The following is a 22,505-nucleotide window of genomic DNA, read 5'->3' on the forward strand; positions in this document are numbered from 1 at the left end:
CTCGACGTGGTCGCGACACCGACGACGTTCACGTGGGACTTCGGGGACGGCAGCGCGCACCTGCGCACGACCAGCCCCGGGCACGCCTACCCCCACCAGGACCTCACCCACGTCTACACCACGCTGGGCACGGTGACGGTGACGCTGACCACGACCTGGTCGGGGCGCTACCGGGTCGACGGGGACGACCAGTGGCACGACGTCGTCGGCACCGCCGAGACCACCAGCGCCGCCGCACCGTTCGACGTCGAGGAACGCCGCGCACACCTCGTCGCCAAGGACTGCAACCAGGACCCCCACCAACCCGGCTGCTGACTCAGAGGACGAGCAGCACGGCGATCGTCGTCACGACGAGGCCGATGACGATGTCGAGGACCTGCCACGCGCGCGGACGGGCGAACAGGGGACGCAGGTAGCCGGCGCCGAACCCGAGCGCCACGAACCACACGATGCTCGCCAGGGCGGCCCCGAAGCCGAACACCCACGCATCAGGTTCGTGCTGGTGCGCCAGCGAGCCGATGAGCACGACGGTGTCGAGGTAGACGTTCGGGTTGAGGAACGTCAGGGCGAGGCACGTGGTCACGACCGCCGAGAGGCTGGCCGGGCCGGAGGCCGCCGGATCGAGGACCTCGGGGTGCTGCGCGCGCCGGAACGAGCCGAACGCGAGCACCAGGAGAAACACGGCACCGACGTACTTGGTGACGGTGAGGACGGCCGGATGGTTGGCGATGACCGCGCCGAGGCCGGCGATGCCCGCGACGATCAGGAGCGCGTCAGCTGCCGAGCAGAGGACCACCACGGGCAGGACGTGCTCCCGTCGGATGCCCTGCCGAAGCACGAAGGCGTTCTGGGCGCCGATGGCGACGATGAGGCTCATCATCGTGAGGAACCCGGCGAGGGCGGCGGAGAGCATGACGGTGACGGTAGACGGACGCACTTGCTTAAGACCAGTTAAGGATCCGTATGAAGCATTAGGATCATTCATGTGGCGTTCGATCCCGACCAGCTGGGCGCCCTCGCGGCGGTGGTCCACGAGGGCACCTTCGACGCGGCCGCGCAACGTCTGCACATCACCCCCTCGGCGGTCAGCCAGCGGGTCAAAGCCCTAGAGCTGCAGGTCGGACGCGTGCTGGTGCTCCGCACGCGTCCGTGCAAGCCCACCGAGGACGGCGAGATCCTGGTCCGCCTGGCCGGTCAGGTGGACCTGCTGGGCCGTGATGCGCTCGGCCAGCTCGTGCCTGCTCCCGGCGGTGCGGGCGCAGCGCGCACGGGAGGGGCGTCCCGCCGGCTACCGGTAGCCGTCAACGACGACTCGATGTCGACCTGGTTCCCCGCGGCCGTCGCCGACCTCCCGCCGGACGTCCTGCTCGACCTGCGCCGCGAGGACCAGGACCTGTCGGCGGGGCTGCTCCGGGACGGGACGGTGATGGCCGCGGTCACGGCGGACCCGCGTGCGGTGCAGGGCTGTCGCGTCCGGCGCCTCGGCGCGATGCGCTACCTCGCGGTGGCTGCACCGCACAGGAAGGACCGCTGGTTCGGCGACGGGCTGACCGCGGAAGCGTTCGCGACGGCGCCGCTCTTGGCGTTCAACAGGGAGGATGGCCTGCAGGAACGGTTCGTCGCGGCCGTCGTCGGCAGGCGAACGGTGACGCCGATGGTGCACTACGTCCCGTCGCAGTCGGCGTTCGTCGGGCTCATCGAGGCGGGGCTCGGCTGGGGGATGGTGCCCGAGGTCGCGGCCCGGGACGGCCTCGAACGGGGGGCGCTCGTCGAGGTGCGGGCCGGGCGCACCCTGGACGTCCCGTTGTACTGGCAGCACTGGGCGTTGCGGACGCCGACGCTCGACGACCTGACCGACAGGGTGGTGCGCGCGGCGTCGGCGGCCCTGCGGCCGGTGCGACGGCACGGACCTCCCGCGGCGGTGTGACGAACCGCGTTTTGACCCTCCGCCAGGGCGGCCGGTAACCTAATGAGTCGTTGTGCGTCCCCGTTCGAGCGCCGGTGTACTCAGCACCGAGCCAGAACGGCTGGGCTGGTGCGTTCCCGCTCGCCGTCCGGATGCCATACGAGAGTTCTCATCGGCGGACCCGCACCCTGCGAGTTCCCGCCGCGACAAGATTCGCAACGAAACGAAGGCTGACGACCGTGCGTACGTACACCCCGAAGCCCGGCGACGTCGAGCGGAACTGGTACATCATCGACGCAAGCGATGTCGTCCTGGGCCGCTTGGCCACTCACGTGGCCACGTTGCTGCGCGGCAAGCACAAGGCGACCTTTGCTCCGCACGTCGATGGCGGTGACTTCGTCATCGTCATCAACGCGGAGAAGGTGGCCCTGACCGGCAACAAGCGCGAGAACAAGCTCGCGTACAGCCACTCCGGATACCCGGGTGGCCTGCGCGCCGTGGCCTACTCCGACCTCCTGGAGAAGCACCCCGAGCGCGCAATCGAGAAGGCGGTCCGCGGCATGCTCCCCAAGAGCTCGCTCGCGCGCCAGCAGCTCACCAAGCTCAAGGTCTACGCCGGTGCGGAGCACCCGCACGCGGCGCAGCAGCCGAAGCCCTTCGAGATCACCCAGGTTTCTCAGCAGGCGTGAGCCGGCTGAGCGCAGAGAACAAGGACGCGAGGAAACCAGTGGCAGAGACCACGGTCGACATCGACCTCGAGGGCGATGACACCCCCACCAGCTACACCTCCGAGACGGTCGCGCCCACCGGGCGCGGTCTGAGCAACGTGGCCCCGGCCAACGCGCTCGGTCGCCGCAAGGAGGCGATCGCCCGCGTGCGCATCGTCCCCGGCACCGGTCAGTGGAAGATCAACGGGCGCACGCTCGAGGACTACTTCCCCAACAAGGTGCACCAGCAGCTCGTCAACTCCCCGTTCAAGCTGGTCGACGTCGAGGGTCGCTTCGACGTCGTCGCCCGCATCACCGGCGGTGGCGTGAGCGGCCAGGCCGGTGCGCTGCGCCTGGGCATCGCCCGCGCGCTGAACGCGATCGACGAGGAGCACAACCGCCCGGCGCTGAAGAAGGCCGGCTTCCTGACCCGCGACGCCCGCGTCGTCGAGCGCAAGAAGGCCGGTCTCAAGAAGGCCCGCAAGGCTCCGCAGTACTCGAAGCGCTGATCGACGCTCTTCGGCCCGATGGCCTCGCAGGTCTCACGACCCGCGGGGCCATCGGCATGTCTGGGAGCATCAACGCGTGGGCGGTGGGATTCTCGCCCCAGCCTCGCGACGACGAAGGAGTCTGAGGACGATGGGGCAACTATTCGGTACGGACGGCGTGCGAGGGCTCGCCAACCGGGACGTCACCGCGGAGCTGGCGCTCGACCTGTCGGTCGCGGCGGCGCACGTGCTCGGGTCGCTCGGCGAGTTCGAGGGCCATCGGCCGCGGGCGATCGTGGGGCGCGACTCGCGTGCGTCGGGGGAGTTCCTGGCGGCGGCGGTCTCCGCCGGCCTGGCCTCGGCGGGGGTCGACGTGAACAACGTGGGTGTCCTGCCGACACCGGCCGTGGCCTTCTTGACCGCTGACCTCGGCGTCGACATCGGCGTCGTCCTGTCGGCGTCGCACAACCCGATGCCCGACAACGGCATCAAGTTCCTCGCGCGCGGCGGCCACAAGCTCGACGACGAGCTGGAGGCGGCCATCGAGGCGCGCATGGGCGAGGCGTGGGAACGGCCGCTGGGTGGCGCTGTCGGACGCATCCGCGTCGACACCGGCCGCGCCGGTGAGCAGTACGTCGAGCACCTGGTCAGCACGATCGACGCGCCCTTGACCGGCCTGCGCATCGCGGTCGACTGCGCGAACGGTGCCGCCAGCGAGGTCGGTCCGGTCGCCCTGCGGGCTGCGGGGGCCGACGTCGTCGTCATCAACGCGTCGCCCGACGGCCGCAACATCAACGAGCTCTGCGGGTCGACGCATCCGGAGCAGCTGCAGGCTGCCGTCGTCGCCTCCGGTGCGGACCTCGGCGTCGCGTTCGACGGGGACGCCGACCGCTGCCTGGCCGTGGACGCGTCCGGTGTGCTCGTGGACGGCGACCAGATCATGGGGATCCTGGCGGTGTCCATGCGCGACCGCGGTGACCTGGTGGACAACACCCTGGTCACCACCGTGATGAGCAACCTGGGCCTGAAGATCGCGATGACCGAGGCCGGGATCGCCACGATCCACACGGCGGTCGGCGACCGGTACGTGCTCGAGGCGATGCGCGCGGGCGGCTACGCGCTCGGCGGAGAGCAGTCGGGGCACATCATCATGGCCGCGCACGCGACGACGGGCGACGGCGTCCTGACCGCCCTGCAGCTCGCCGCGCGGGTCGCGGCGACCGGCGAGCCGATCGCGAAGCTGGCGAGCATCGTTCGTCGGCTGCCCCAGACGCTGGTCAACGTGCCCGGGGTCGACAAGGGAAGGACCGACGCCGACGGACCCCTGCTGGACGCCGTGCGGCTCGCCGAGGCGGGACTGGGCGACACGGGCCGCGTCCTGCTGCGGCCGTCGGGAACCGAGAACCTGGTGCGCGTGATGGTCGAGGCCGCCACGCAGGCAGAGGCGGACCGGGTGGCCCGCGTCCTGGCCGACGTCGTGAAGGAACGGCTCGCTCTGTGAGCGCGCTGGAGGCAGGTCCGCCGACGGCGCGGGTGAGTCCAGCTCGGCACTCGGGCCCCCAGTGGGACCAGGCGCTGCGGGACACGGCGTTGTGGATCATCGAAGCCGGCACGCGCGATGCGCGGGGAATCGCGCCGATCGTGCAGGCTGGGCACCCGGCGCTCCGCGCCGAGTCGACGCCGTACGACGCGCAGCTTTCCGACGAGGAGCTCGCAGCGCTGCTGGACGTCATGCACCGCACGATGCGGGCGGCGCCGGGCGTCGGCCTGGCCGCACCGCAGCTCGGTCTGCCCCTGGCGATCGCGGTGCTGGAGGACCCGGGGACGACGTCCGCCGAGCACGCGACCGCCCGGGAGCGCGAGCCGTTCCCGTACCGAGTCCTGGTGAACCCCTCGTACGAGCCGGTCGGTGACGAGCGGTCGTCGTTCTACGAGGGCTGCCTGAGCGTCGTCGGCTACACCGCGGTCGTGGCGCGCGCCCGGCAGGTGCGCCTGACGGGTCTCGACGAGCAGGGCGTCGAGCTCGACGAGCTGGTGACGGGCTGGTCCGCGCGGATCGTCCAGCACGAGACGGACCACCTGCGTGGAACGCTCTACCTCGACCGCGCCGAGCTGCGCTCGCTCGCAGCGACCGACGGCTTCGGGGCCCGGTGGGCCGCCGAACCGGCGCCCGCCGGGGCGAGCCACGCACTCGGGTTCCCGCTGGACTGACTCAGGGTCGGTGGGGCATACCCCAGGGTCTATCCGGGGGTTTCCCCCATGTCCGGCAGGTACCTGCGCTGCCTACCGTGGAGCACGACGACGGACGGCTACGGCGGGGGAATCAGGTGATCGAGACGTGGGCGCTGGCCCTCGCGGGGTCCCCGTGGATCTTCGCCGTCCTCTTCCTGTTCGCTGCCGTCGACGGCTTCTTCCCGCCGGTGCCGAGCGAGTCCCTGGTGATCGCGCTCGCGGCGGTGGCGGTCTCGAGCGGTGAGCCCAACATCTGGTTCGTCATGCTCGTCGCCGCTCTGGGCGCGTTCACGGGCGACCAGATCGCGTACCAGATCGGCAGCAAGGTCCGGGTGCGCCAGCTCCGGATCCTCCGCTCGGCGCGCGGGCAGGCGGCGATCGACTGGGCCGAGCGCGCGCTGGCCGAGCGGGGTGCCGCGTTCATCATCGCGGCGCGCTACATCCCCGTCGGTCGGGTGGCCGTGAACATGACGGCTGGAGCGGTGGGCTACCCGCGGCGTCGGTTCGTCGGGCTCACCGCGATCGCCGCCGTGACCTGGTCCGGCTACGCCGCGTTGATCGGCATCGGTGCGGGGGCGTGGCTCGGTGACCACACGCTGGTCGCCGTCGGCGCGGGGATGGTCGGCGGACTGGCGCTCGGTGTCGTCATCGACCGGGTCCTGAGTGCCTTGACCCGCAAGCGCCCCGAGGAGTCGGAGTCCGCGGAGGTCATCGAGCTCGCCACCGTTCCTGTGCTTCCGGTCACGGGACGCTCACGATCGGCCCCAGCGGCCTAACGATCCGGTATCGCAGCGTCATTACGCCCGTGACCGCCGTTACTCTCGGTGTGTGCCAACGGTGAAGCTGGCACTCCCATCTCGTTCTGACACCCGCAGGGGGTGCGCCGCGGCATGGGCTGCGAGCGGCGAGCGGGAGGCGAGATGGCCAGGTGGGCGAGGTGGACGGCGCTGATGGCGCTGCCCGCAGCCCTCGTCGTCAGCTCCTGCAGCTCGGCTCCCGCCGACCCGGTGCCCACCGCGGTCGTGGCGCCGGTGGCCGACTGCATGTCGCCCGACGTGCTCGACGACCTCGGTCTCGTGCCCGCCGCCGCGGAAGACGCCCAGAGGATCCCGACCGCCTCGGCTGCGCCCGGCAGGGTGCCGGACGACTTCGTGCCCGTGAGCGTGGTGGTCTGCACCCCGGACGGCTCGCTGCACGATGCGGCGGGCACCTGGCTCGCACTCACCGCCAGCCACCGCGAGGGTGACCTCGAGCCGCTCGTGGCGGCCCTGCGCAAGCCGTCGGCCCGGCGCGAGGGGACCTGCAGCTCCGCGCAGGTGGCGGCGGCTGCCCCTTCGGCGCTCTGGCTCGTCGACGCCCTGGGCCGAGCCCTGCGCCCGACCTGGCCGACCGATCACTGCGGTGTGCCGAGCAGCAAGGTCTCGAAGGCCCTGGCGAAGCTCGAGGAGACCGACAGCGTGAAGTACCCGGTGCGGCCGACGCCTTAGAGCTTGCGCAGCCGGACGCGCTGGACCGCGTGGTCGGGGCCCTTGGTGAGCACCAGGGTGGCGCGGCTGCGCGTCGGCAGGATGTTCTGGAGCAGGTTCGGGGCGTTGATCGAGTCCCAGATCGTCTCCGCGCGGTCGACCGCCTCGGCGTCGCTCAGCGCGGCGAACCGGTGGAAGTAGGACTCGGGCCGGGCGAAGGCGGTCTCCCGCAGGCGCAGGAACCGCTCGACGTACCACTGCCGGACGTCGGCGGTGCGGGCGTCGACGTAGATCGAGAAGTCGAAGAAGTCGCTGACCGCGAGACTGGAGGGGCCTTCGGACGACGGCCGGGCGGGCTGCAGGACGTTCAGGCCCTCGACGATGAGCACGTCGGGCCGGCTGACCACGATCTCGCGACCCGGCACGATGTCGTAGGTCAGGTGGTCGTACACCGGGACGGTGACCTCGGGCCGACCGGCCTTCACCTGGGAGACGAACCGCAGCAGCGCGCGACGGTCGTAGGACTCCGGGAAGCCCTTGCGCTCCATCAGGCCGCGCCGGGCGAGCTCGGCGTTCGGGTAGAGGAACCCGTCGGTGGTGACCAGCTGGACGCGGGGCGTGGCGGGCCAGCGGGCGAGCAGCTCGCGCAGCACGCGCGCGGTGGTGGACTTGCCGACGGCCACCGAACCGGCCACCCCGATGACGAACGGGGTGCCGCCGACGTCCTCGCGCAGGAACGTGCTCGAGGCCGCGTGCAGCCCGCGGGTCGCCTCGATGTGCAGGTCGAGCAGTCGCGAGATCGGGCGGTAGACGACGTCGACCTCGGCCAGGTCGATGGGGTCGCCCAGACCGGCGAGGCGCTCGACGTCGGCATCCGTCAGTGGCAGGGGCGTCGAGGCGGACAGGCGCGCCCAGGCGTCGCGGTCGAGGTCGACGAAGGGGGTGGCCAGGCTGAGCGAGGGCGGCACGGGACGATTGTGCCCGAGCCAGGGTGCCACGGGCGCGCCGGTAGACTCCCCGCCATGTGCGGAATCGTCGGGTACGTCGGAAGCCAGGTAGCCAGCGATCGTCCTTTGGACGTGGTGCTCGAAGGGCTCCGGCGGTTGGAGTACCGCGGTTACGACTCGGCCGGTGTCGCGCTGGTCAGCCCCGACGGCCTGCTGGCGACCGCCAAGAAGGCCGGCAAGCTGGCCAACCTCGTCGAGGAGCTGGACCTGCGACCTCTGCCGACGTCGACCGCGGCGATCGGCCACACCCGCTGGGCCACGCACGGCGGACCCACCGACGTGAACGCCCACCCGCACGTCGCCGGCAAGCTCGCGGTCATCCACAACGGCATCGTCGAGAACTTCGCGACGCTCAAGGCCGAGCTCGTCGGGCAGGGAGTCGAGTTCGAGTCGGAGACGGACACGGAGGTCGCCGCGCAGCTGATCGCCCGCGCCTACGAGTCCACGGGCGACCTGACGACGGCGATGACGGAGGTCGCCCGGGCGCTGCACGGCACGTTCACCCTTCTGGCGGTGCACGAGGACGCGCCTGACGTCGTCGTCGGCGCCCGGCACGACTCGCCGCTCGTCGTGGGTCTCGGCGACGGGGAGAACTTCCTCGGGTCCGACGTCGCCGCCTTCATCTCGCACACGCGCGAGGCACTCGAGCTGGGCCAGGACCAGGTGGTGACCATCACCCCCGGGACGGTCACGGTGACCGGCTTCGACGGGCTGCCCGCGCAGGCGCGCCGTTACACGGTCGACTGGGACGCCGCGGCCGCCGAGAAGGGCGGCTTCCGCTCGTTCATGGACAAGGAGATCCACGACCAGCCGCACGCCGTCGCGGACACGCTGCTCGGCCGCACGGACGCGCACGGTCGCCTCGTCCTCGACGAGGTCCGCATCGACGAGTCGGTCCTGCGTGCCGTCGACAAGATCGTCGTCGTCGCGTGCGGCACCGCCGCGTACGCCGGGCACGTGGCCAAGTACGCGATCGAGCACTGGTGCCGGATCCCCGTCGAGGTCGAGCTCGCGCACGAGTTCCGCTACCGGGACCCGGTGGTCAACGAGCGCACGCTCGTCGTCGCGGTGTCGCAGTCGGGCGAGACGATGGACACCCTCATGGCCGTGCGGCACGCGCGGGAGCAGGGGGCCAAGGTGCTCGCGCTGGTGAACACCCACGGGTCGACCATCCCCCGCGAGGCCGACGCGGTGCTCTACACGCACGCGGGCCCCGAGATCGCCGTCGCCTCCACCAAGGCGTTCCTCGCGCAGATCACCGCCGCGTACCTGCTCGGCCTGTACCTCGCGCAGCTGCGCGGGAACAAGTACGCCGACGAGGTCGCCGCGATCCTCGCCGAGCTGCGTGCCATGCCCGACAAGATCCAGCAGGTCCTCGACCGCGCCGACCGCGTGCGGGACACGGCGCGGTCGATGGTGGACACCACGTCGGTCCTCTTCCTCGGCCGGCACGTGGGCTTCCCGGTGGCGCTGGAGGGTGCGCTCAAGCTCAAGGAGCTCGCCTACATCCACGCCGAGGGGTTCGCCGCGGGCGAGCTGAAGCACGGGCCTATCGCACTGATCGAGGAGGGCCAACCGGTCTTCGTCATCGTGCCCTCGCCGCGCGGCCGCGACTCGCTGCACTCGAAGGTCGTCTCCAACATCCAGGAGATCCGCGCCCGGGGCGCACGCACCCTCGTCATCGCCGAGGACGGCGACGACGCGGTGCGGCCCTACGCGGACGAGGTGTTCTACGTGCCGCAGACGTCCACGCTGCTCGCGCCCCTGCTCGCCGTGGTACCGCTGCAGATCTTCGCCTGCGAGCTCGCCACGGCCAAGGGACTCGACGTCGACCAGCCGCGGAACCTGGCGAAGTCGGTCACGGTCGAGTGATCGTCGGGGTCGGTATCGACGTGGTCGACGTGGCCCGGTTCGTCGCGACCCTGCACCGCGTCCCCGCCCTGCGGGACCGGCTGTTCACACCGGAGGAGCGCGAGATGCCGGAGACGTCCTTGGCGGCGCGGTTCGCCGCCAAGGAGGCGATCGCCAAGGCCCTCGGCGCACCGGCCGGCATGAGCTGGCAGGACGCGACCGTGCGTCGCGTCGCCGGGGCGCAGCCCGTCGTCGAGGTGGTGGGCACCGTCGCGGCAGCCGCCTCCGCGGCCGGGGTGGACCGGTTCCACCTGTCCATCTCGCACGACGCGGGCATCGCGTCCGCGGTCGTCGTCGCGGAACGCGACTAGCGCAGCGCGGGCACCACCTGGGACTCGAAGAGCTCGATGCCTGAGCGGTCGTAGGCGGCCTCGAGGAAGTACGTGATCGCGTACCCCAGACCGATGTCCCGCAGAGCCTGCAGCTTCTCGACGATCTGCTCGGGCGTGCCGACCAGCGGTCCGTTGCGCAGGCTCTCGGCCTCGGCGGCGGCCTTCTCCGGGACGGTGTTGGACAGGTGCTCCTCGGCCCAGGCGATCCGGTCGTCGACGTCGGCCTCGGTCTCGCCGATGACGACGTTGTAGTTGGACGAGCGCGTGATCTCGTCGAACGGGCGACCGATGTCGTCACAGTGCCCGCGGAGCACGGACGACTTGTGCGCGAAGCCCTCGAGGGTGCCGTCGAAGTTGGTGTACTGCGCGTGCTCGGCAGCGATGCGCAGGGTCTTCTGCTCGCCGCCGCCGGCGATCCACAACGGGGGGCCGTCGAGCTGCAGGGGAAGTGGGGCCAGCTGCGCGCCGTCGACCTGGTAGTGGCGGCCGTCGAGCGTCGCGGTGCCGTTGGTCCACAGCTGCTTGAAGATCTGCACGCCCTCGTCGAGCATCGCGAGCCGCTCGCCGGCGCGCGGGAAGCCGTAGCCGTACGCACGCCATTCGTGCTCGTACCAGCCGGCGCCGATGCCCATCTCGATGCGGCCGCCGGAGATGACGTCCGCCGTGGCTGCGACCTTGGCCAGGTAGGCCGGGTTCCGGTAGGCCATGCAGGTGCACATCTGACCGAGGCGGACGCGGCTGGTGGAGGCGGCGAACGCGTTCATCAGGCTCCACGCCTCGTGCACCGCCTCGCCGTTCGGTGCCGGTACCGAGTGGAAGTGGTCGTAGACCCAGATCGACTCGAACGCGTCCCCCTCGTCGGCGTGCCGAGCCAGTCCGTTCATCACCTGCCAGTGGTCGCGGGCCTCGATGCCTGTGAGGTCCTGCCGCCAGCCCTGGGGGATGAAGAGTCCGAAGCGCATGCCCGGCAGGCTACCTCCGTCTCGCGCCGCCCGCGTTCGCACGGCTCGCGCGGAGCCGACAGGATGGGCACGTGCTGGAGTCGTGGACGTCGTCGCAGGTCCGAGCCGCCGAGGAGCCGTTGCTGGCCGCCGGCGAGCCGCTCATGGAGCGGGCCGCGTTCGCGTTGCACGTGCGTGTCGCGGGTGTGCTGCGCGAGCTCCGTGGCCGGGTCGGCGGCTCGCGCGTGCTCGTCCTGGCCGGGTCGGGGAACAACGGGGGAGACGCCCTGTACGCGGGTGCGCTGCTGGCGCGGCGGGGCGTCGACGTGCGTGCCGTGCTGGCGGGAGACCGTGTGCACGAGGGCGGCCTTGCGGCGTTGACGGCCGCCGGTGGTCGCGTGCTCGATCAACCCACAGACGCTGATCTGGTCCTCGACGGGCTGGTCGGCATCGGCGGGGACGGCTCGGGACTTCGGGGGCGCGCCGCGCAGATCGTCGACGCACTCGTCGGGAGCCCGTTCGTCGTCGCGGTGGACGTCCCGTCGGGGATCGGGGTCGACGACGGCCGGGCGACGGGGACCGTGCTCGACGCCGATGTGACGGTCACGTTCGGCGGTGCGAAGTCGGGGCTGCTCCTGCCGCCGGCCGCGCGACGGGCGGGGCGCGTCGAGGTGGTCGACATCGGCCTTCCCCTCGGCGGCAACCCGGCCGTGGCTCGGCTCGAGGCGAGCGACGTAGCGGCGCTGTGGCCTGTACCGACGGCAGAAGCGCACAAGTACACCCGAGGGGTCGTCGGGGTCGTTGCCGGGTCCCGGGCGTATCCGGGGGCCGCGATCCTCGCGACGAGCGCCGCACTGCGTGCGGGCGTCGGCATGGTGCGCTACCTGGGGGACGTCGGGGACCTTGTCGTCGCGCACAACCCCGAGGTGGTCGTCGGAAACGGGCGTGTCCAGGCCTGGGTGTTCGGGCCGGGAGTCTCGGCGGACGACGCGAGCCAGCGACGCCGGATCGCGTACGCGCTGGAGCACGTGGTCACCGGCGGTGAGCCGGCGGTCATCGACGCGGGCGCGCTCGAGCTGCTGCCTGAACGGGTCGGTCCGCACGCCGTGCTGACGCCGCACGCAGGCGAGCTCGCGGCGCTGCTCGTCGGGCGTGGCGAGCACGTCGACCGGGCGGGTGTCGAGGAGGAGCCGCTGCGCTGGACCCGCCGGGCGCACGAGCTCACCGGAGCGACGGTGCTGCTCAAGGGGCCCGTGACGCTCGTGGTCGGTGCGCACGGCGCCACCTATGCGCAGGCCGACGCGCCTGCGTGGCTCGCCACCGCGGGTGCGGGTGACGTCCTCGCCGGGTTGTTGGGGGCGCTCCTGGCTGCTCGGGTCGACGCGATCCACGAGGACCCGACGATCGCTGCCGCGCTCGCCGCGACGGCCGCCCTGGTGCATGGCCGCGCCGCTCACCGGGCCAACCCGGGCGGTCCGATCTCGGCCACCGCGGTCGCCGAGGCGATTCCCGGTACGGTCGCCGCGCTGGTCGACGGACCGTGAACGACGAGCTGCGGGCAAGGCTCGACGCGCTCCTGGCCTCGGGTGGACGGCGGATCCTCGGGCTCGTCGGCGCCCCCGGGGCCGGGAAGTCCACCCTCGCCGCCCAGGTGGCGAAGACCGTCGGGTCGCGCGCCGTCGTGGTGCCCATGGACGGGTTCCACCTCGCGCAGACCGAGCTCGACCGGCTCGGCCTGGCGGGTCGCAAGGGTGCGCCGGACACGTTCGACGCCGCCGGCTACGTGGCGTTGCTGCGGCGGCTGCGCTCCGAGCCGGGCACCGTGTACGCGCCCGAGTACCGCCGTGACCTGAAGAACGGGGTCGCCGGCGCGATCGCCGTACCTGCCGACGTGCCGCTCGTGGTGACGGAGGGCAACTACCTGCTTCTCGACGACCACGGGTTCGGCCCGGTGGCCGGCCTGCTCGACGAGTCGTGGTTCCTCGCGCCGCCCGACGAGGTCCGGCTGAGCCGACTGGTGGCGAGGCACGAGGAGTTCGGCAAGCCGCCCGAGGCTGCGCGCGCGTGGGCCGACGGTCCCGACGAGGCGAACGCCAGGCTGGTCGCGGCGACGGCTCAGCGGGCGTCCGTGATCGTGGGCCCGGGGATGGGAGACTGGGCGCCGTGAGCCAGTTCCCCGCGCGAGCCGTCGTCGACCTCGCGGCGATCCGCGGCAACGTGTCGTCACTGGCCGCACACGCTCCGAGTGCGCAGGTCATGGCCGTGGTCAAGGCGGACGCGTACGGCCACGGCCTGGTCCCGTCCGCGCGCGCAGCAGTTGCCGGTGGAGCGTCGTGGCTCGGGGCGGCCCAGGTGAGCGAGGCCGTGGAGCTGCGCCGGGCGGGGATCGTCGAACCCCGGATCCTGACATGGCTCTACGCGCCCGGGGCGCCCCTGAGGGAGGCGATCGAGGCCGACGTCGACGTCACCGTCTCGGCCGCCTGGGCGCTGGACGAGGTGGAGGCGGCCGCACGGGCGGCCGGGAGAACGGCCCGGGTGCAGCTCAAGGTGGACACGGGCCTGAGTCGCAACGGTGCGACTCCGGCCGATCTCGTCGCCCTCCTCCCGGCGGCTCTGGCGTTGCAGGCCGAGGGCGTGATCGACGTCGTCGGCCTGTGGTCGCACCTCGCGCTGGCCGACGAGCCGACGCACCCGACGGTCCGGCTCCAGGCCCAGGTCTTCGGCGAGGTGCTGGCGACCGTCGAGGCTGCCGGCGCCCGGCTCGAGGTCCGCCACCTGGCCAACTCCGCGGCGACCCTGACGACTCCGGCCGCCCACTACGACCTCGTACGCCCGGGGATCGCCGTCTACGGCCTGTCGCCGGTTCCACAGCTGGGCGGACCGGAGGAGTTCGGGCTCGTTCCGGCGATGACGGTGGAGGCCGAGCTCGCCAACGTGAAGCACGTACACGCGGGTTCGGGTGTCTCGTACGCTCACCAGTACGTCACGGCGCGGGACACCGTGCTGGGTCTGGTGCCGCTGGGCTACGCCGACGGGGTGCCGCGGCACGCCTCCGGGACGCAGGACCACCCGGGCGGTCCCGTGCGGGTCGGCGGGCGGACCGTGGGCGTGGCCGGGCGGGTCTGCATGGATCAGGTGGTGCTCGACCTGGGCCCCGACGCAGCCGAGCAGGCGGGCGACACGGTCGAGCTGTTCGGGACCGGCGCGGACGGCGGGCCGACGGCCGAGGACTGGGCGCGCGCGGCCGGGACGATCTCCTACGAGATCGTCACCCGCCTGGGTGCGCGGGTGCCGCGCGTGTACGTGGACAGCGAGGAGGGTGCATGACGCAGGTACGACTCCCGGACGCCGAGGCGACCCGGGCGTTCGGGAGGGCGCTCGCGGGCGTGCTGCGCGCGGGCGACCTGGTCGTGCTCACGGGCGACCTGGGTGCCGGGAAGACGACCCTGACGCAGGGCATCGGCGCCGGGCTCTCGGTGCGTGGGCAGGTGGCCTCGCCGACGTTCGTGATCGCGCGCGTGCACCCGTCGCTCGCGGGCGGGCCCGCTCTCGTGCACGTGGACGCCTACCGGCTGGGCTCGCTCGACGAGGTGGACGCGCTCGACCTCGACGCGAGCCTCGACGAGGCCGTGACGGTCGTGGAGTGGGGCGAGGGCTGGGTCGAGGGGCTCGCCGACGACCGCCTGGAGATCAGGCTGCAACGGCCGCGCGGCGGGTCGCTGGAGGAGCTCGACGATGCGGCGGCGGGCGAGCGGGTCGTCACGCTGACCCCGGTGGGCGCCCGATGGGCCGGCGTCGCCCTTCCCGACCCGGCGCTGCCGGGTTCGATGGCAGGCTGAGACCGTGCCCGTCCTCGCTCTCGACACGTCCGCTGCCGTCGCCGTCAGCCTGACCGACGACGACGGCAGCCTGCTGGCTGCCCGGTCCGACGAGCAGCAACGGCACCATGCCGAGCTCCTCACCCCGATGATCGCCGCTGTTCTGGCGGACGCAGGGGTGGACCGGCGCGACCTGACCTCGGTGGTCGTCGGCACCGGGCCCGCGCCCTTCACCGGCCTGCGGGTCGGCCTCGTGACCGCTCGGACGCTCGGGCTGGCGCTCGGCATCCCCGCCCGCGGCGTGCCCAGCCTCGACGCGATCGCGGCGGCGGCGTCGCGACGACTTCCTCCGGGGACCGACGTCCTCGTCGCGACCGATGCGCGTCGGCGCGAGGTCTACTGGTCGCTCTACCGGCTCGCCGGTCCGGGCCGGATCGAGGTGCTCGTCCCGCCGGCGGTGGGCGCGGCTGCCGAGGTGCCGACGAACGGTGCGCTCGTGATCGGGAGGGGCGCCGACCTCTACCGGGACGTGTTCGTCGCGGACGGTCCGGTCGTCGCCCCCGTCGGCGCCGTGGCGATCAGCCCCGACCTGCTCGAAGGCCTGCGCGACCCGGACCCGGCGGAGCTGGCACGACTGTCCCTGCAGCGGTCCGACGAGGCTCTGGACACCGAACCGCTCTACCTGCGTCGCCCGGACGCCGTGCCGCCCGCGGAACGCAAGCGCGCACTCGGATGACGGTGCTCGTCCGGCCGCTGACGGCTGCCGACCTGCCGACGCTCGTCCGCCTGGAGGGCGAGCTGTTCGGCCCGGCCGCCTGGTCCCCGGAGGGGCTGGCCGACGAGCTGGTCGGACCCGGGCGCTGGTATGTGGGCGTCGAGCAGGACGGGGACCTCGTCGGCTACGCGGGTCTGTGGTTCGACGGCTACGACGCCCAGGTGATGACCGTCGGGACGCAGGAGAAGTTCCAGGGTCAGGGTTTCGCGCGGTTGATGCTCGACAACCTGCTGGCGCGGGCCCGGGAGGTCGGCGCCGCCGTGGTCCTGCTGGAGGTCCGCGTCGACAACGAGCCGGCGATCCACCTGTACGAGAGCGCCGGTTTCGAGCGGCTGGGCAAGCGCCGCGCCTACTACCAACCGGGCAACATCGACGCCTGGACCATGCGACTGGACCTGCGAGGAGAGCCCCCATGAGGTACGACGTCCTCGTCACCGCGGAAGCGCTCGAGGCTGAGCTCGCCGGACCGCGCAGTCCGCTCCTGCTGGACGTGCGCTGGGCGCTCGGCCAGACGGACGGGCACGCGCGCTACGTCTCTGGCCACCTGCCCGGCGCGGTGTACGTCGACCTCGAGACGGAGCTGGCGGACCCGCCGACCGCGCGGGACGGACGGCACCCGCTGCCGTCCGACCTCCAGTCGTCCGCGCGCCGCTGGGGTGTGCGCGCAGACCGCCCGGTCGTCGCCTACGACGCCGTCGGCGGCATGTCGGCGGCGCGTGCCTGGTGGCTGCTGCGCTGGGCGGGTCTGGGCGACGTCCGGCTGCTCGACGGCGGCCTCGGGGCGTGGACCGGCCCGCTCGAGGCCGGCGAGGTCACCCCGACGCCGAGCGACGTCGTCCTGTCCGGAGGCGCGCTGGCCACGATCGACGCCGATGCGGCGGCCGGCTGGGACGGTTCGCTGCTCGACGCGCGCGCCGCGGAGCGCTTCCGCGGCGAGGTCGAGCCCGTGGACCCGCAGGCGGGCCACATCCCCGGTGCGCTGTCGTCCCCGACGGCCTGGCTTCTCGAGGCCGACGGCACCTTCCTCAGCGACGAGGCGCTGCGACGCAGGTTCGCCGAGCTCAGTCGTCCCGTGGCCGTCTACTGCGGCTCGGGTGTCACCGCCGCGCACGAGGTCGCCGCACTCGCGAGCATCGGCATCGACGCCGCGCTCTACCCCGGTTCGTGGTCGCAGTGGTCGAACGACCCGACCCGGCCGGTCGCGACGGGGGCATGACGAAGGCCGCGACCCGAGGGTCGCGGCCTTCGTCGAGGAGAGTCAGACGGTCTTCGAGACCTGGCTGAAGCTCAGGCGCTCCGCGCGGGCGCGGTGGGTGCCCGTGCCCTCGATGGTGCCGACGTTGATCACGAACAGCGACTTCCAGCCGTTGTCCGGGAAGAACTCCGCGTCGACGCCCGGGAAGTCCAGGCCCGCCATCGGTCCGGCGCCCAGGCCGGCAGCGCGCAGAGCGACGATCAGGTAGCCGGCCTGGATCAGCGCGCTGGTGCGCGCCATCTGCTCACGCGTCTCGGGCTGGCCCTCGAGGACGTCCTTGAAGGCGGCCGCGTGCGGCGCGAGCGTCGGCAGGTGCTCGTGGAAGCCGGTGTCCGCGGCGACGACGAGCGTGACCGGGGCGGCCAGCACGCGCTCGCGGTTCCCCTCGTTCATCAGGGCGGCAAGGCGCTCGCGGGCCTCCGGGCTACGCACGACGAGCAGGCGCAGCGGCACCGTGTTCATCGCGGTCGGGCCCCACTTGACCAGGTCGTAGACCGCGGCGAGCTGCTCGTCGGTGACCTCGCCCGGGAGGAACTCGGCGACGGTGCGTGCCTCGCGGAAGAGGAGGTCGGCGACGTCGTCGGCAACGGCCAACGCGGGCGTCGGGAAGTCGAGGCCGTCCAGGACTGTGGTGTCTGTGGTCATGTGTCGTTGAACCGTCAACTACTTGTCGATGTTCCGTTCGGCGGCGTGACGCCGGTCACGTGGAGCCGCGCAGATAAACTCCCCGCATGGCTGAACCCCTGGTGCTCGGGATCGAGACGTCGTGCGACGAGACCGGCGTCGCGCTGGTCCGCGGTCTCGACCTCCTCGTCGACTCCGTGGCCAGCTCGGTCGACGAGCACGCGCGGTTCGGCGGGATCATCCCGGAGATCGCCTCGCGGGCGCACCTGGAGGCGATGGTCCCGACGATCGAGCGGGCGCTGGCCACCGCGGACGTGTCGCTCGGAGCGGTGGACGCCATCGCGGTGACGGCCGGCCCGGGGCTCGTCGGTCCGCTGACCGTCGGCGCGGCCGCAGCCAAGGCGCTCGCCCTCGCCCTGGACAAGCCGCTGTACGGCGTCAACCACGTCATCGGGCACGCCGTGGTCGACGAGCTGGTCGACGGTGCCTTTCCCGAGCGTGTGATGGCCCTCGTGGTGTCCGGCGGGCACTCGTCGCTCCTGATGATCGACGACACCGTGAACGTCACGGAGCTCGGCTCGACGCTCGACGACGCGGCGGGGGAGGCGTTCGACAAGGTCGGCCGCCTGCTCGGCCTGCCCTACCCCGGCGGCCCGCACATCGACCGCCTGGCTCGTGACGGCAACCCGACCGCGATCCGCTTCCCGCGCGGTCTCACCGCCCCGAAGGACCAGGCCGCGCACGCCGCCGACTTCTCCTTCTCCGGGCTGAAGACGGCCGTCGCCCGCTGGGTCGAGGCCCGCCAGGACGCGGGTGAGGAGCTCCCGCTCAACGACGTCGCGGCCTCGTTCGCCGAGGCCGTCGCGGACGTGCTGACGGCCAAGACCATCGCGGCAGCCAAGAAGCACGGCGTCGCGACCCTCGTGATCGGCGGCGGGTTCTCCGCGAACTCCCAGCTGCGTGACATGGCCGCCAAGCGCTGCGCGGAGGCGGGAATCACCCTGCGCATCCCGCCGATCCGCTACTGCACCGACAACGGAGCGATGATCGCCGCGCTCGGTTCCGCCGTCGTGCGCCGCGGGCTGCCGCCGTCGTCGCTCGACCTACCGGTCGACTCCTCGATGCCGCTCACGCAGGTCCTGGTCTGAGGGGAAGGTCACGCGCGCTGGAGCGAGCGCGAGGTCGACCAGAGCCGCCAGAACCGTGCGCCGACCAGGTACGGAACCAGCAGCGCCAGGACGAGGAACACCGCGAACTGCCACGTGAGCGTCGCACCGGCCGAGATCGCGTCGTCGGTCCAGGTGAAGGTGGTCGTCGCGCCCAGGAACGTCGCTGTCGTCGTCCCGCCGCCGAGCTGCTCGAGCGTGGTGAGTGCTCCGACGCCGAACGCCATCCCGAGGGCCACGAGCGCCCCGAGTGTGAGGGCGGCCCACCAGCCGCCGGTGTTCCATCGGGGCATGCTGCGGTCCAGCTCGGCCAGGTAGCCGTCGGCGAGCACCCGCGGATGCCCGAGATCGGCGATGGCCTGCCTCATCCCCACCTCCGCGGCGGTGGCGTCGAGCTCGTTGCGCAGCTCGCGCTTGAGCCGTACGTACTGGGGGAAGTCCTGCACCGCCCAGCTGAACCGCAGCAGGTAGGCCTCGCGTCGGAACGTGTCGCGCAGCATCAGTTCTCCTTCGGGGTGCGTTCGAGGACGTGCTCGACGGTCACCGAGAGCTGCCGCCACGAGCGGGCGGTGGCCCAGAGCTGGTCGGTGCCGGTCGTCGTCGGCAGGTAGTACTTGCGGGCGGGGCCCGCGGTGGAGGCGACGAGGCGGGAGGAGATCAGCCCGTCGCGCTCGAGGCGGTTGAGCACGGGGTAGACCGTGCCGGCGGCGATGTCGTCCAGCCCGCTGTCGTGCAGCCGGGTGACCAGCTCGTAGCCGTACGACTCGCGCTCGCTGAGGAGGGCGAGCACGAGCATGGGCAGCACGCCCTTGAGCAGCTGCGGGTCTCGTGGCTCGTCCATGAGCCACACGCTATGCCTAGTAGTAGGTAATGACAAGTAGCAGGCTTTACAGAGGTCGGCCGGCCTTCATCTCCGCGACGAGCGACCGGACCACGGCATCCAGCTCGCCCGCATGACGTCGCGCCACGGCGCGCTGCCGCTGGTAGGACGCTCCCCGGCGCAGGACGACGCGGACCTGCTCGAGCTCCTCGGAACAGCCCAGCCGTTCGGCGACGGGCGCGAGGTCCACGAGCCACCGGCCGATGGCATCGGTGACCAGCTCCTCGTCGCCGGCTGCGTTCGTGATGATGATCGCGTCCATGCCGTACCGCGCGGAGCGCCACTTGTTCTCCTGGGCGAACCAGGGCGGCAGCGTCGGCAGGGTCTCGCCGCGGTCGAGCATCGAGCTGAAGTGCTCGACGAAGCAGTGGGTCAGCGAGGAGATGGCTCCGACCTCGAGCAGGTTCGATGCGCCGTCGGCGATCCGCATCTCGAGCGTCCCGAACCGCGGCGACGGCCGCACGTCCCAGCGGACCTCGTCGAACTGGTCGATGACGCCGGTGTGCATCATGTCCCCGATGTACTGCTCCAGCTGCGACCAGTCGTCGAACCCGAACGGCAGGCCGGCGGTGGGGAGCTGCTGGAAGAGCAGCGCGCGGTTCGAGGCGTAGCCGGTGTCCTTGCCTCCCCAGAACGGGGACGACGCCGACAGCGACTGGATGTGCGCGAACACGGTGAGCATCGCGCGGGAGATCGGCAGCACCTTGGCGCGGTCCTCGATGCCGACGTGCACGTGCACGCCATAGATGAGCATCTGCCGACCCCACCACTGCGTGCGGTCGATGAGCGTCGCGTACCGCTGCTTGTCGGTGACCTTCTGGTTCGACCACTGCGCGAACGGGTGCGTCCCGCTGCCCATGAGCTCGATCCGCAGCGGCTGCGCGGCCTCGCCGACGATGTCGAGAGCACGGTTCAGGTCGGCGACGGCCTCGGCCACGTTCGCGCTCTTCCCGGACCGCAGCTCGACGGTGTTCAGCAGAAGCTCCTGCGTGATCAGCGGGTGCTCGCCGCCGTCGTCGGGCCGCACCGCGGTCAGGATGGTCTCGGCGGCCTGGCGCAGGTCGCCCGAGTCGGCGTCGACGAGGGCGACCTCCCACTCGATGCCGATGCTGGACCGCTCGGAGTGCGCGAACGGGAGCGCGACCGGGGCGGCCATCAGGCGGCCTCGACCACGAGAACCTGCTGGCTGCCCGCGACGCGCGTCAGGACGATCGTCGCGAACGCGCTGCCCCGCAGGTCGAGCTGGCGCCGCAGCTGCTCCGGCACCACGGCCGTCCCGCGCTTCTTGATCGTCAGCTTCCCGACGTCCCGTTCGCGCAGGTAGGTCCTGAGCCGCTTGAGCCCGAACGGCATGGTGTCGAGGACGCGGTAGGCCGTCGCCGTGGGCACGGGCGTCAGCACGTCGGACGTCACGTAGGCGATGGTCGGGTCGACCAGCCGCCCTCGCACCTGGTCGGCGAGCTCACCGACGAGCCCGGCGCGGATGACCGCGCCGTCGGGCTCGTACAGGTAGGCACCGACCGCGCCCGACGGCGGCCGGTAGATGCCGTCGGGGTTGCTGGCCAGGATCGTGTGCGCCTGCCCGTCGCGCAGCACCAGCGCCGACCGACCTGACCCCTCGGGCGCGAGCGGCCCGAACCACAGGCCGAGCTCGACGACGTCGCCGTCGACCGACACCCATTGCGCGTGCGCATCGATCGGCAGGGCCGAGTGGGGGATGCCCGGCCCCAGCTTCAGCCCGAGCGCGGGCACCCGCTCGCGCAGCTCGAGCACACGGTCCAGCGCGGGCTCGTAGGCGGACGGGTCGAACACGCGGCTTCCCGACGAGGTCCGACGAGCCGGGTCGGCATACACCCCGTCGATCCCCTCGCCCTCGAGGTCCAGCGCGAGCCCGTCCCCGTGCCGCACCTCGGCGTCGGGGAAGTGCCGCAGGTTCACGGTCGCGATCGCGGCCGTCGCCTCGTCCACGTCGGTGGCCAGCACCCGCAGCCCGATGCCCGCCATCGCCATCGCATCGGCGCCGATGCCGCAGGTCAGGTCCGCCACGCGTGTGCTGCCGGCGTCCCGGAACCGTCGTGCGTGGTGGGCCGCGACGTTGAGGCGGGTGGCCTGCTCGAGGCCCGGCGCGGTGAACAGCATGCCTCCGGCGAAGTCCCCGAACTTGTCGACCGCCTTGGCCCGCAGCCGCGACTGCGTCAGCGCCGCGGCGACCAGCACCGGGTCGAGGCCCTCCTCGCGCAGCCGTTCCGAGAGAGCCATCGTGCGGGCCTCGTCGTAGGGCGGCAGCGCCGACAGCAGGGCCCAGCCGGTCGGGCTGAGCAGCTGGGAGAGGCCCTCGGAATCCATGTCGAGATCCTTTCACGGCGTACCGGTTCGCTGTCGGCAGTTGGCACTCGCCTTGACCGAGTGCTAACCCGTTCCTAGAGTGAGGAGCTGGCACTCTCCCCGTGAGTGTGCCAACGGCGCTCCAGGCCCCGGCACCCGCGACGACGGTGGCCTGACAGCGCTCTTCGGACTCACGAACTACTCACATGCGAAGGGGAGGTCCGCTGTGTCGGTCTCCATCAAGCCCCTCGAGGACCGGATCGTCGTCAAGACGCTCGAGGCAGAGACGACGACCGCTTCCGGTCTCGTCATCCCGGACAGTGCCAAGGAGAAGCCCCAGGAGGGCGAGGTCCTGGCGGTCGGCCCCGGCCGTGTCGACGACAACGGCAACCGGGTCCCGCTCGACGTCGCCGTCGGCGACAAGGTGATCTACTCCAAGTACGGCGGCACCGAGGTGAAGTACCAGGGCGAGGAGCTCCTCATCCTCTCGGCCCGCGACATCCTCGCGGTCGTCGTCAAGTGATCTGACGATCACCTGGCGAACAGCCACGTCGGTCCAACGGATCGAGCAGAACGGCCCCTCGGTCCTCGGACCGGGGGGCCGTTCTCGTCCCGCCTCCCTCGACGGGGATACCAGGTCGGTCCAGGCAGACGAAGACCCTCCGCGATCGG

At 72.0% G+C, this 22,505-nt stretch carries 26 protein-coding genes and 1 pseudogene; 19 read left to right on the forward strand and 8 right to left on the reverse strand.

Translation table 11 applies throughout. The features are described from left to right. Window positions 1-315: pseudogene (locus tag I847_RS23515) on the forward strand (PKD domain-containing protein); the annotation flags it as partial. A 1-nt stretch (window position 316) separates the two neighbouring features. On the opposite strand, the gene I847_RS0112340 reads toward I847_RS23515, so the two are convergent. Then, window positions 317-913, reverse strand: a complete 597-nt coding sequence (locus I847_RS0112340; protein ID WP_028049939.1) for a LysE/ArgO family amino acid transporter — start codon at window positions 911-913, stop codon at window positions 317-319. A 72-nt stretch (window positions 914-985) separates the two neighbouring features. On the opposite strand from I847_RS0112340, the gene I847_RS23520 reads away from it, so the two are divergent. The 7 genes from I847_RS23520 to I847_RS25710 all read left to right on the forward strand — a co-directional run bounded on the left by I847_RS23520 (window position 986) and on the right by I847_RS25710 (window position 6,820). After that, window positions 986-1,927, forward strand: coding sequence for a LysR family transcriptional regulator ArgP (locus tag I847_RS23520; RefSeq protein ID WP_034610147.1), 942 nt, complete (start codon window positions 986-988; stop codon window positions 1,925-1,927). Window positions 1,928-2,145: 218 nt separating this feature from the next. Then, window positions 2,146-2,595 (forward strand): 50S ribosomal protein L13, encoded by a 450-nt coding sequence (rplM, locus tag I847_RS0112350; RefSeq protein WP_028045033.1) that lies wholly within the window; start codon window positions 2,146-2,148, stop codon window positions 2,593-2,595. Window positions 2,596-2,633: 38 nt separating this feature from the next. Continuing rightward, window positions 2,634-3,122 carry a 30S ribosomal protein S9 gene (gene rpsI, locus I847_RS0112355; protein ID WP_028049940.1) on the forward strand — a complete coding sequence of 163 codons (489 nt, stop codon included), beginning with the start codon at window positions 2,634-2,636 and terminating at the stop codon, window positions 3,120-3,122. Window positions 3,123-3,252: 130 nt separating this feature from the next. Continuing rightward, window positions 3,253-4,602, forward strand: a complete 1,350-nt coding sequence (glmM, locus tag I847_RS0112360) for a phosphoglucosamine mutase (protein WP_028049941.1) — start codon at window positions 3,253-3,255, stop codon at window positions 4,600-4,602. Next, window positions 4,599-5,312, forward strand: a complete 714-nt coding sequence (locus tag I847_RS0112365; RefSeq protein ID WP_369751730.1) for a peptide deformylase — start codon at window positions 4,599-4,601, stop codon at window positions 5,310-5,312. Before glmM ends, I847_RS0112365 begins: the two co-directional genes overlap by 4 nt. A 116-nt stretch (window positions 5,313-5,428) precedes the next feature. Beyond that, complete coding sequence (locus I847_RS23525) at window positions 5,429-6,109, forward strand: DedA family protein (protein ID WP_231384208.1); 681 nt, start codon at window positions 5,429-5,431, stop codon at window positions 6,107-6,109. 144 nt (window positions 6,110-6,253) lie between these two features. Then, entirely contained in the window at window positions 6,254-6,820 is a 567-nt protein-coding gene (locus tag I847_RS25710) for a hypothetical protein (RefSeq protein ID WP_155856133.1), read from the forward strand. Here the strand turns inward: I847_RS25710 and coaA are convergent. Further along, window positions 6,817-7,767 (reverse strand): type I pantothenate kinase, encoded by a 951-nt coding sequence (gene coaA, locus I847_RS0112380; RefSeq protein ID WP_028049944.1) that lies wholly within the window; start codon window positions 7,765-7,767, stop codon window positions 6,817-6,819. The genes I847_RS25710 and coaA overlap by 4 nt on opposite strands. A 54-nt stretch (window positions 7,768-7,821) precedes the next feature. Between coaA and glmS the strand changes: the two genes are divergently transcribed. Both glmS and I847_RS0112390 read left to right on the forward strand, forming a co-directional pair. Further along, entirely contained in the window at window positions 7,822-9,678 is a 1,857-nt protein-coding gene (gene glmS / locus I847_RS0112385; protein ID WP_028049945.1) for a glutamine--fructose-6-phosphate transaminase (isomerizing), read from the forward strand. Beyond that, window positions 9,675-10,028, forward strand: coding sequence for a holo-ACP synthase (locus tag I847_RS0112390; protein WP_028049946.1), 354 nt, complete (start codon window positions 9,675-9,677; stop codon window positions 10,026-10,028). Before glmS ends, I847_RS0112390 begins: the two co-directional genes overlap by 4 nt. Here the strand turns inward: I847_RS0112390 and I847_RS0112395 are convergent. Continuing rightward, window positions 10,025-11,011 (reverse strand): LLM class F420-dependent oxidoreductase, encoded by a 987-nt coding sequence (locus tag I847_RS0112395; protein WP_028049947.1) that lies wholly within the window; start codon window positions 11,009-11,011, stop codon window positions 10,025-10,027. The genes I847_RS0112390 and I847_RS0112395 overlap by 4 nt on opposite strands. 71 nt (window positions 11,012-11,082) lie before the next feature. Between I847_RS0112395 and I847_RS0112400 the strand changes: the two genes are divergently transcribed. The 7 genes from I847_RS0112400 to I847_RS0112430 are packed head-to-tail and all read left to right on the forward strand — an operon-like array spanning window position 11,083 to window position 16,799. Then, window positions 11,083-12,534 (forward strand): bifunctional ADP-dependent NAD(P)H-hydrate dehydratase/NAD(P)H-hydrate epimerase, encoded by a 1,452-nt coding sequence (locus I847_RS0112400; RefSeq protein WP_028049948.1) that lies wholly within the window; start codon window positions 11,083-11,085, stop codon window positions 12,532-12,534. After that, a complete protein-coding gene (locus I847_RS0112405; protein ID WP_028049949.1) occupies window positions 12,531-13,157 on the forward strand; it encodes a nucleoside/nucleotide kinase family protein in 627 nt (208 codons plus the stop codon). Before I847_RS0112400 ends, I847_RS0112405 begins: the two co-directional genes overlap by 4 nt. Then, window positions 13,154-14,317, forward strand: a complete 1,164-nt coding sequence (gene alr / locus I847_RS0112410; protein WP_051274855.1) for an alanine racemase — start codon at window positions 13,154-13,156, stop codon at window positions 14,315-14,317. Before I847_RS0112405 ends, alr begins: the two co-directional genes overlap by 4 nt. Then, a complete protein-coding gene (gene tsaE, locus I847_RS0112415) occupies window positions 14,314-14,829 on the forward strand; it encodes a tRNA (adenosine(37)-N6)-threonylcarbamoyltransferase complex ATPase subunit type 1 TsaE (protein WP_028049951.1) in 516 nt (171 codons plus the stop codon). The genes alr and tsaE overlap by 4 nt, the downstream gene beginning before the upstream one ends. A 4-nt stretch (window positions 14,830-14,833) precedes the next feature. Next, complete coding sequence (gene tsaB, locus I847_RS0112420) at window positions 14,834-15,544, forward strand: tRNA (adenosine(37)-N6)-threonylcarbamoyltransferase complex dimerization subunit type 1 TsaB (protein ID WP_028049952.1); 711 nt, start codon at window positions 14,834-14,836, stop codon at window positions 15,542-15,544. Beyond that, window positions 15,541-15,999, forward strand: coding sequence for a ribosomal protein S18-alanine N-acetyltransferase (rimI, locus tag I847_RS0112425; protein WP_028049953.1), 459 nt, complete (start codon window positions 15,541-15,543; stop codon window positions 15,997-15,999). The genes tsaB and rimI overlap by 4 nt, the downstream gene beginning before the upstream one ends. Next, the gene (locus I847_RS0112430; RefSeq protein ID WP_028049954.1) at window positions 15,996-16,799 is read left to right on the forward strand and encodes a sulfurtransferase; all 804 of its coding nucleotides are present in this window, start codon (window positions 15,996-15,998) and stop codon (window positions 16,797-16,799) included. Before rimI ends, I847_RS0112430 begins: the two co-directional genes overlap by 4 nt. 42 nt (window positions 16,800-16,841) lie before the next feature. On the opposite strand, the gene I847_RS0112435 is transcribed toward I847_RS0112430, so the two are convergent. Further along, window positions 16,842-17,483, reverse strand: a complete 642-nt coding sequence (locus I847_RS0112435; protein ID WP_051274856.1) for a malonic semialdehyde reductase — start codon at window positions 17,481-17,483, stop codon at window positions 16,842-16,844. 86 nt (window positions 17,484-17,569) lie between these two features. Here I847_RS0112435 and tsaD point away from each other — a divergent pair, with 86 nt between their 5' ends. After that, window positions 17,570-18,610, forward strand: a complete 1,041-nt coding sequence (gene tsaD / locus I847_RS0112440; protein ID WP_028049956.1) for a tRNA (adenosine(37)-N6)-threonylcarbamoyltransferase complex transferase subunit TsaD — start codon at window positions 17,570-17,572, stop codon at window positions 18,608-18,610. An 8-nt stretch (window positions 18,611-18,618) separates the two neighbouring features. On the opposite strand, the gene I847_RS23535 is transcribed toward tsaD, so the two are convergent. From I847_RS23535 to I847_RS0112460, 4 genes are read right to left on the reverse strand one after another with little or no spacing between them, the layout of a single operon-like run. Then, the gene (locus tag I847_RS23535) at window positions 18,619-19,128 is read right to left on the reverse strand and encodes a hypothetical protein (RefSeq protein ID WP_051274857.1); all 510 of its coding nucleotides are present in this window, start codon (window positions 19,126-19,128) and stop codon (window positions 18,619-18,621) included. After that, window positions 19,128-19,469 (reverse strand): PadR family transcriptional regulator, encoded by a 342-nt coding sequence (locus I847_RS0112450; protein WP_028049957.1) that lies wholly within the window; start codon window positions 19,467-19,469, stop codon window positions 19,128-19,130. The genes I847_RS23535 and I847_RS0112450 overlap by 1 nt, the downstream gene beginning before the upstream one ends. Before the next feature lie 46 nt (window positions 19,470-19,515). Next, a complete protein-coding gene (locus I847_RS0112455; RefSeq protein ID WP_028049958.1) occupies window positions 19,516-20,664 on the reverse strand; it encodes a glutamate--cysteine ligase in 1,149 nt (382 codons plus the stop codon). Then, window positions 20,664-21,854 carry an SAM-dependent methyltransferase gene (locus I847_RS0112460; protein WP_028049959.1) on the reverse strand — a complete coding sequence of 397 codons (1,191 nt, stop codon included), beginning with the start codon at window positions 21,852-21,854 and terminating at the stop codon, window positions 20,664-20,666. The genes I847_RS0112455 and I847_RS0112460 overlap by 1 nt, the downstream gene beginning before the upstream one ends. A gap of 205 nt (window positions 21,855-22,059) precedes the next feature. Here I847_RS0112460 and groES point away from each other — a divergent pair, with 205 nt between their 5' ends. Beyond that, window positions 22,060-22,356 carry a co-chaperone GroES gene (gene groES, locus I847_RS0112465; protein ID WP_028049960.1) on the forward strand — a complete coding sequence of 99 codons (297 nt, stop codon included), beginning with the start codon at window positions 22,060-22,062 and terminating at the stop codon, window positions 22,354-22,356. Window positions 22,357-22,505 lie beyond the last annotated feature (149 nt).

This window comes from Cellulomonas sp. URHD0024 (assembly GCF_000426185.1).
GTDB lineage: Bacteria > Actinomycetota > Actinomycetes > Actinomycetales > Cellulomonadaceae > Cellulomonas.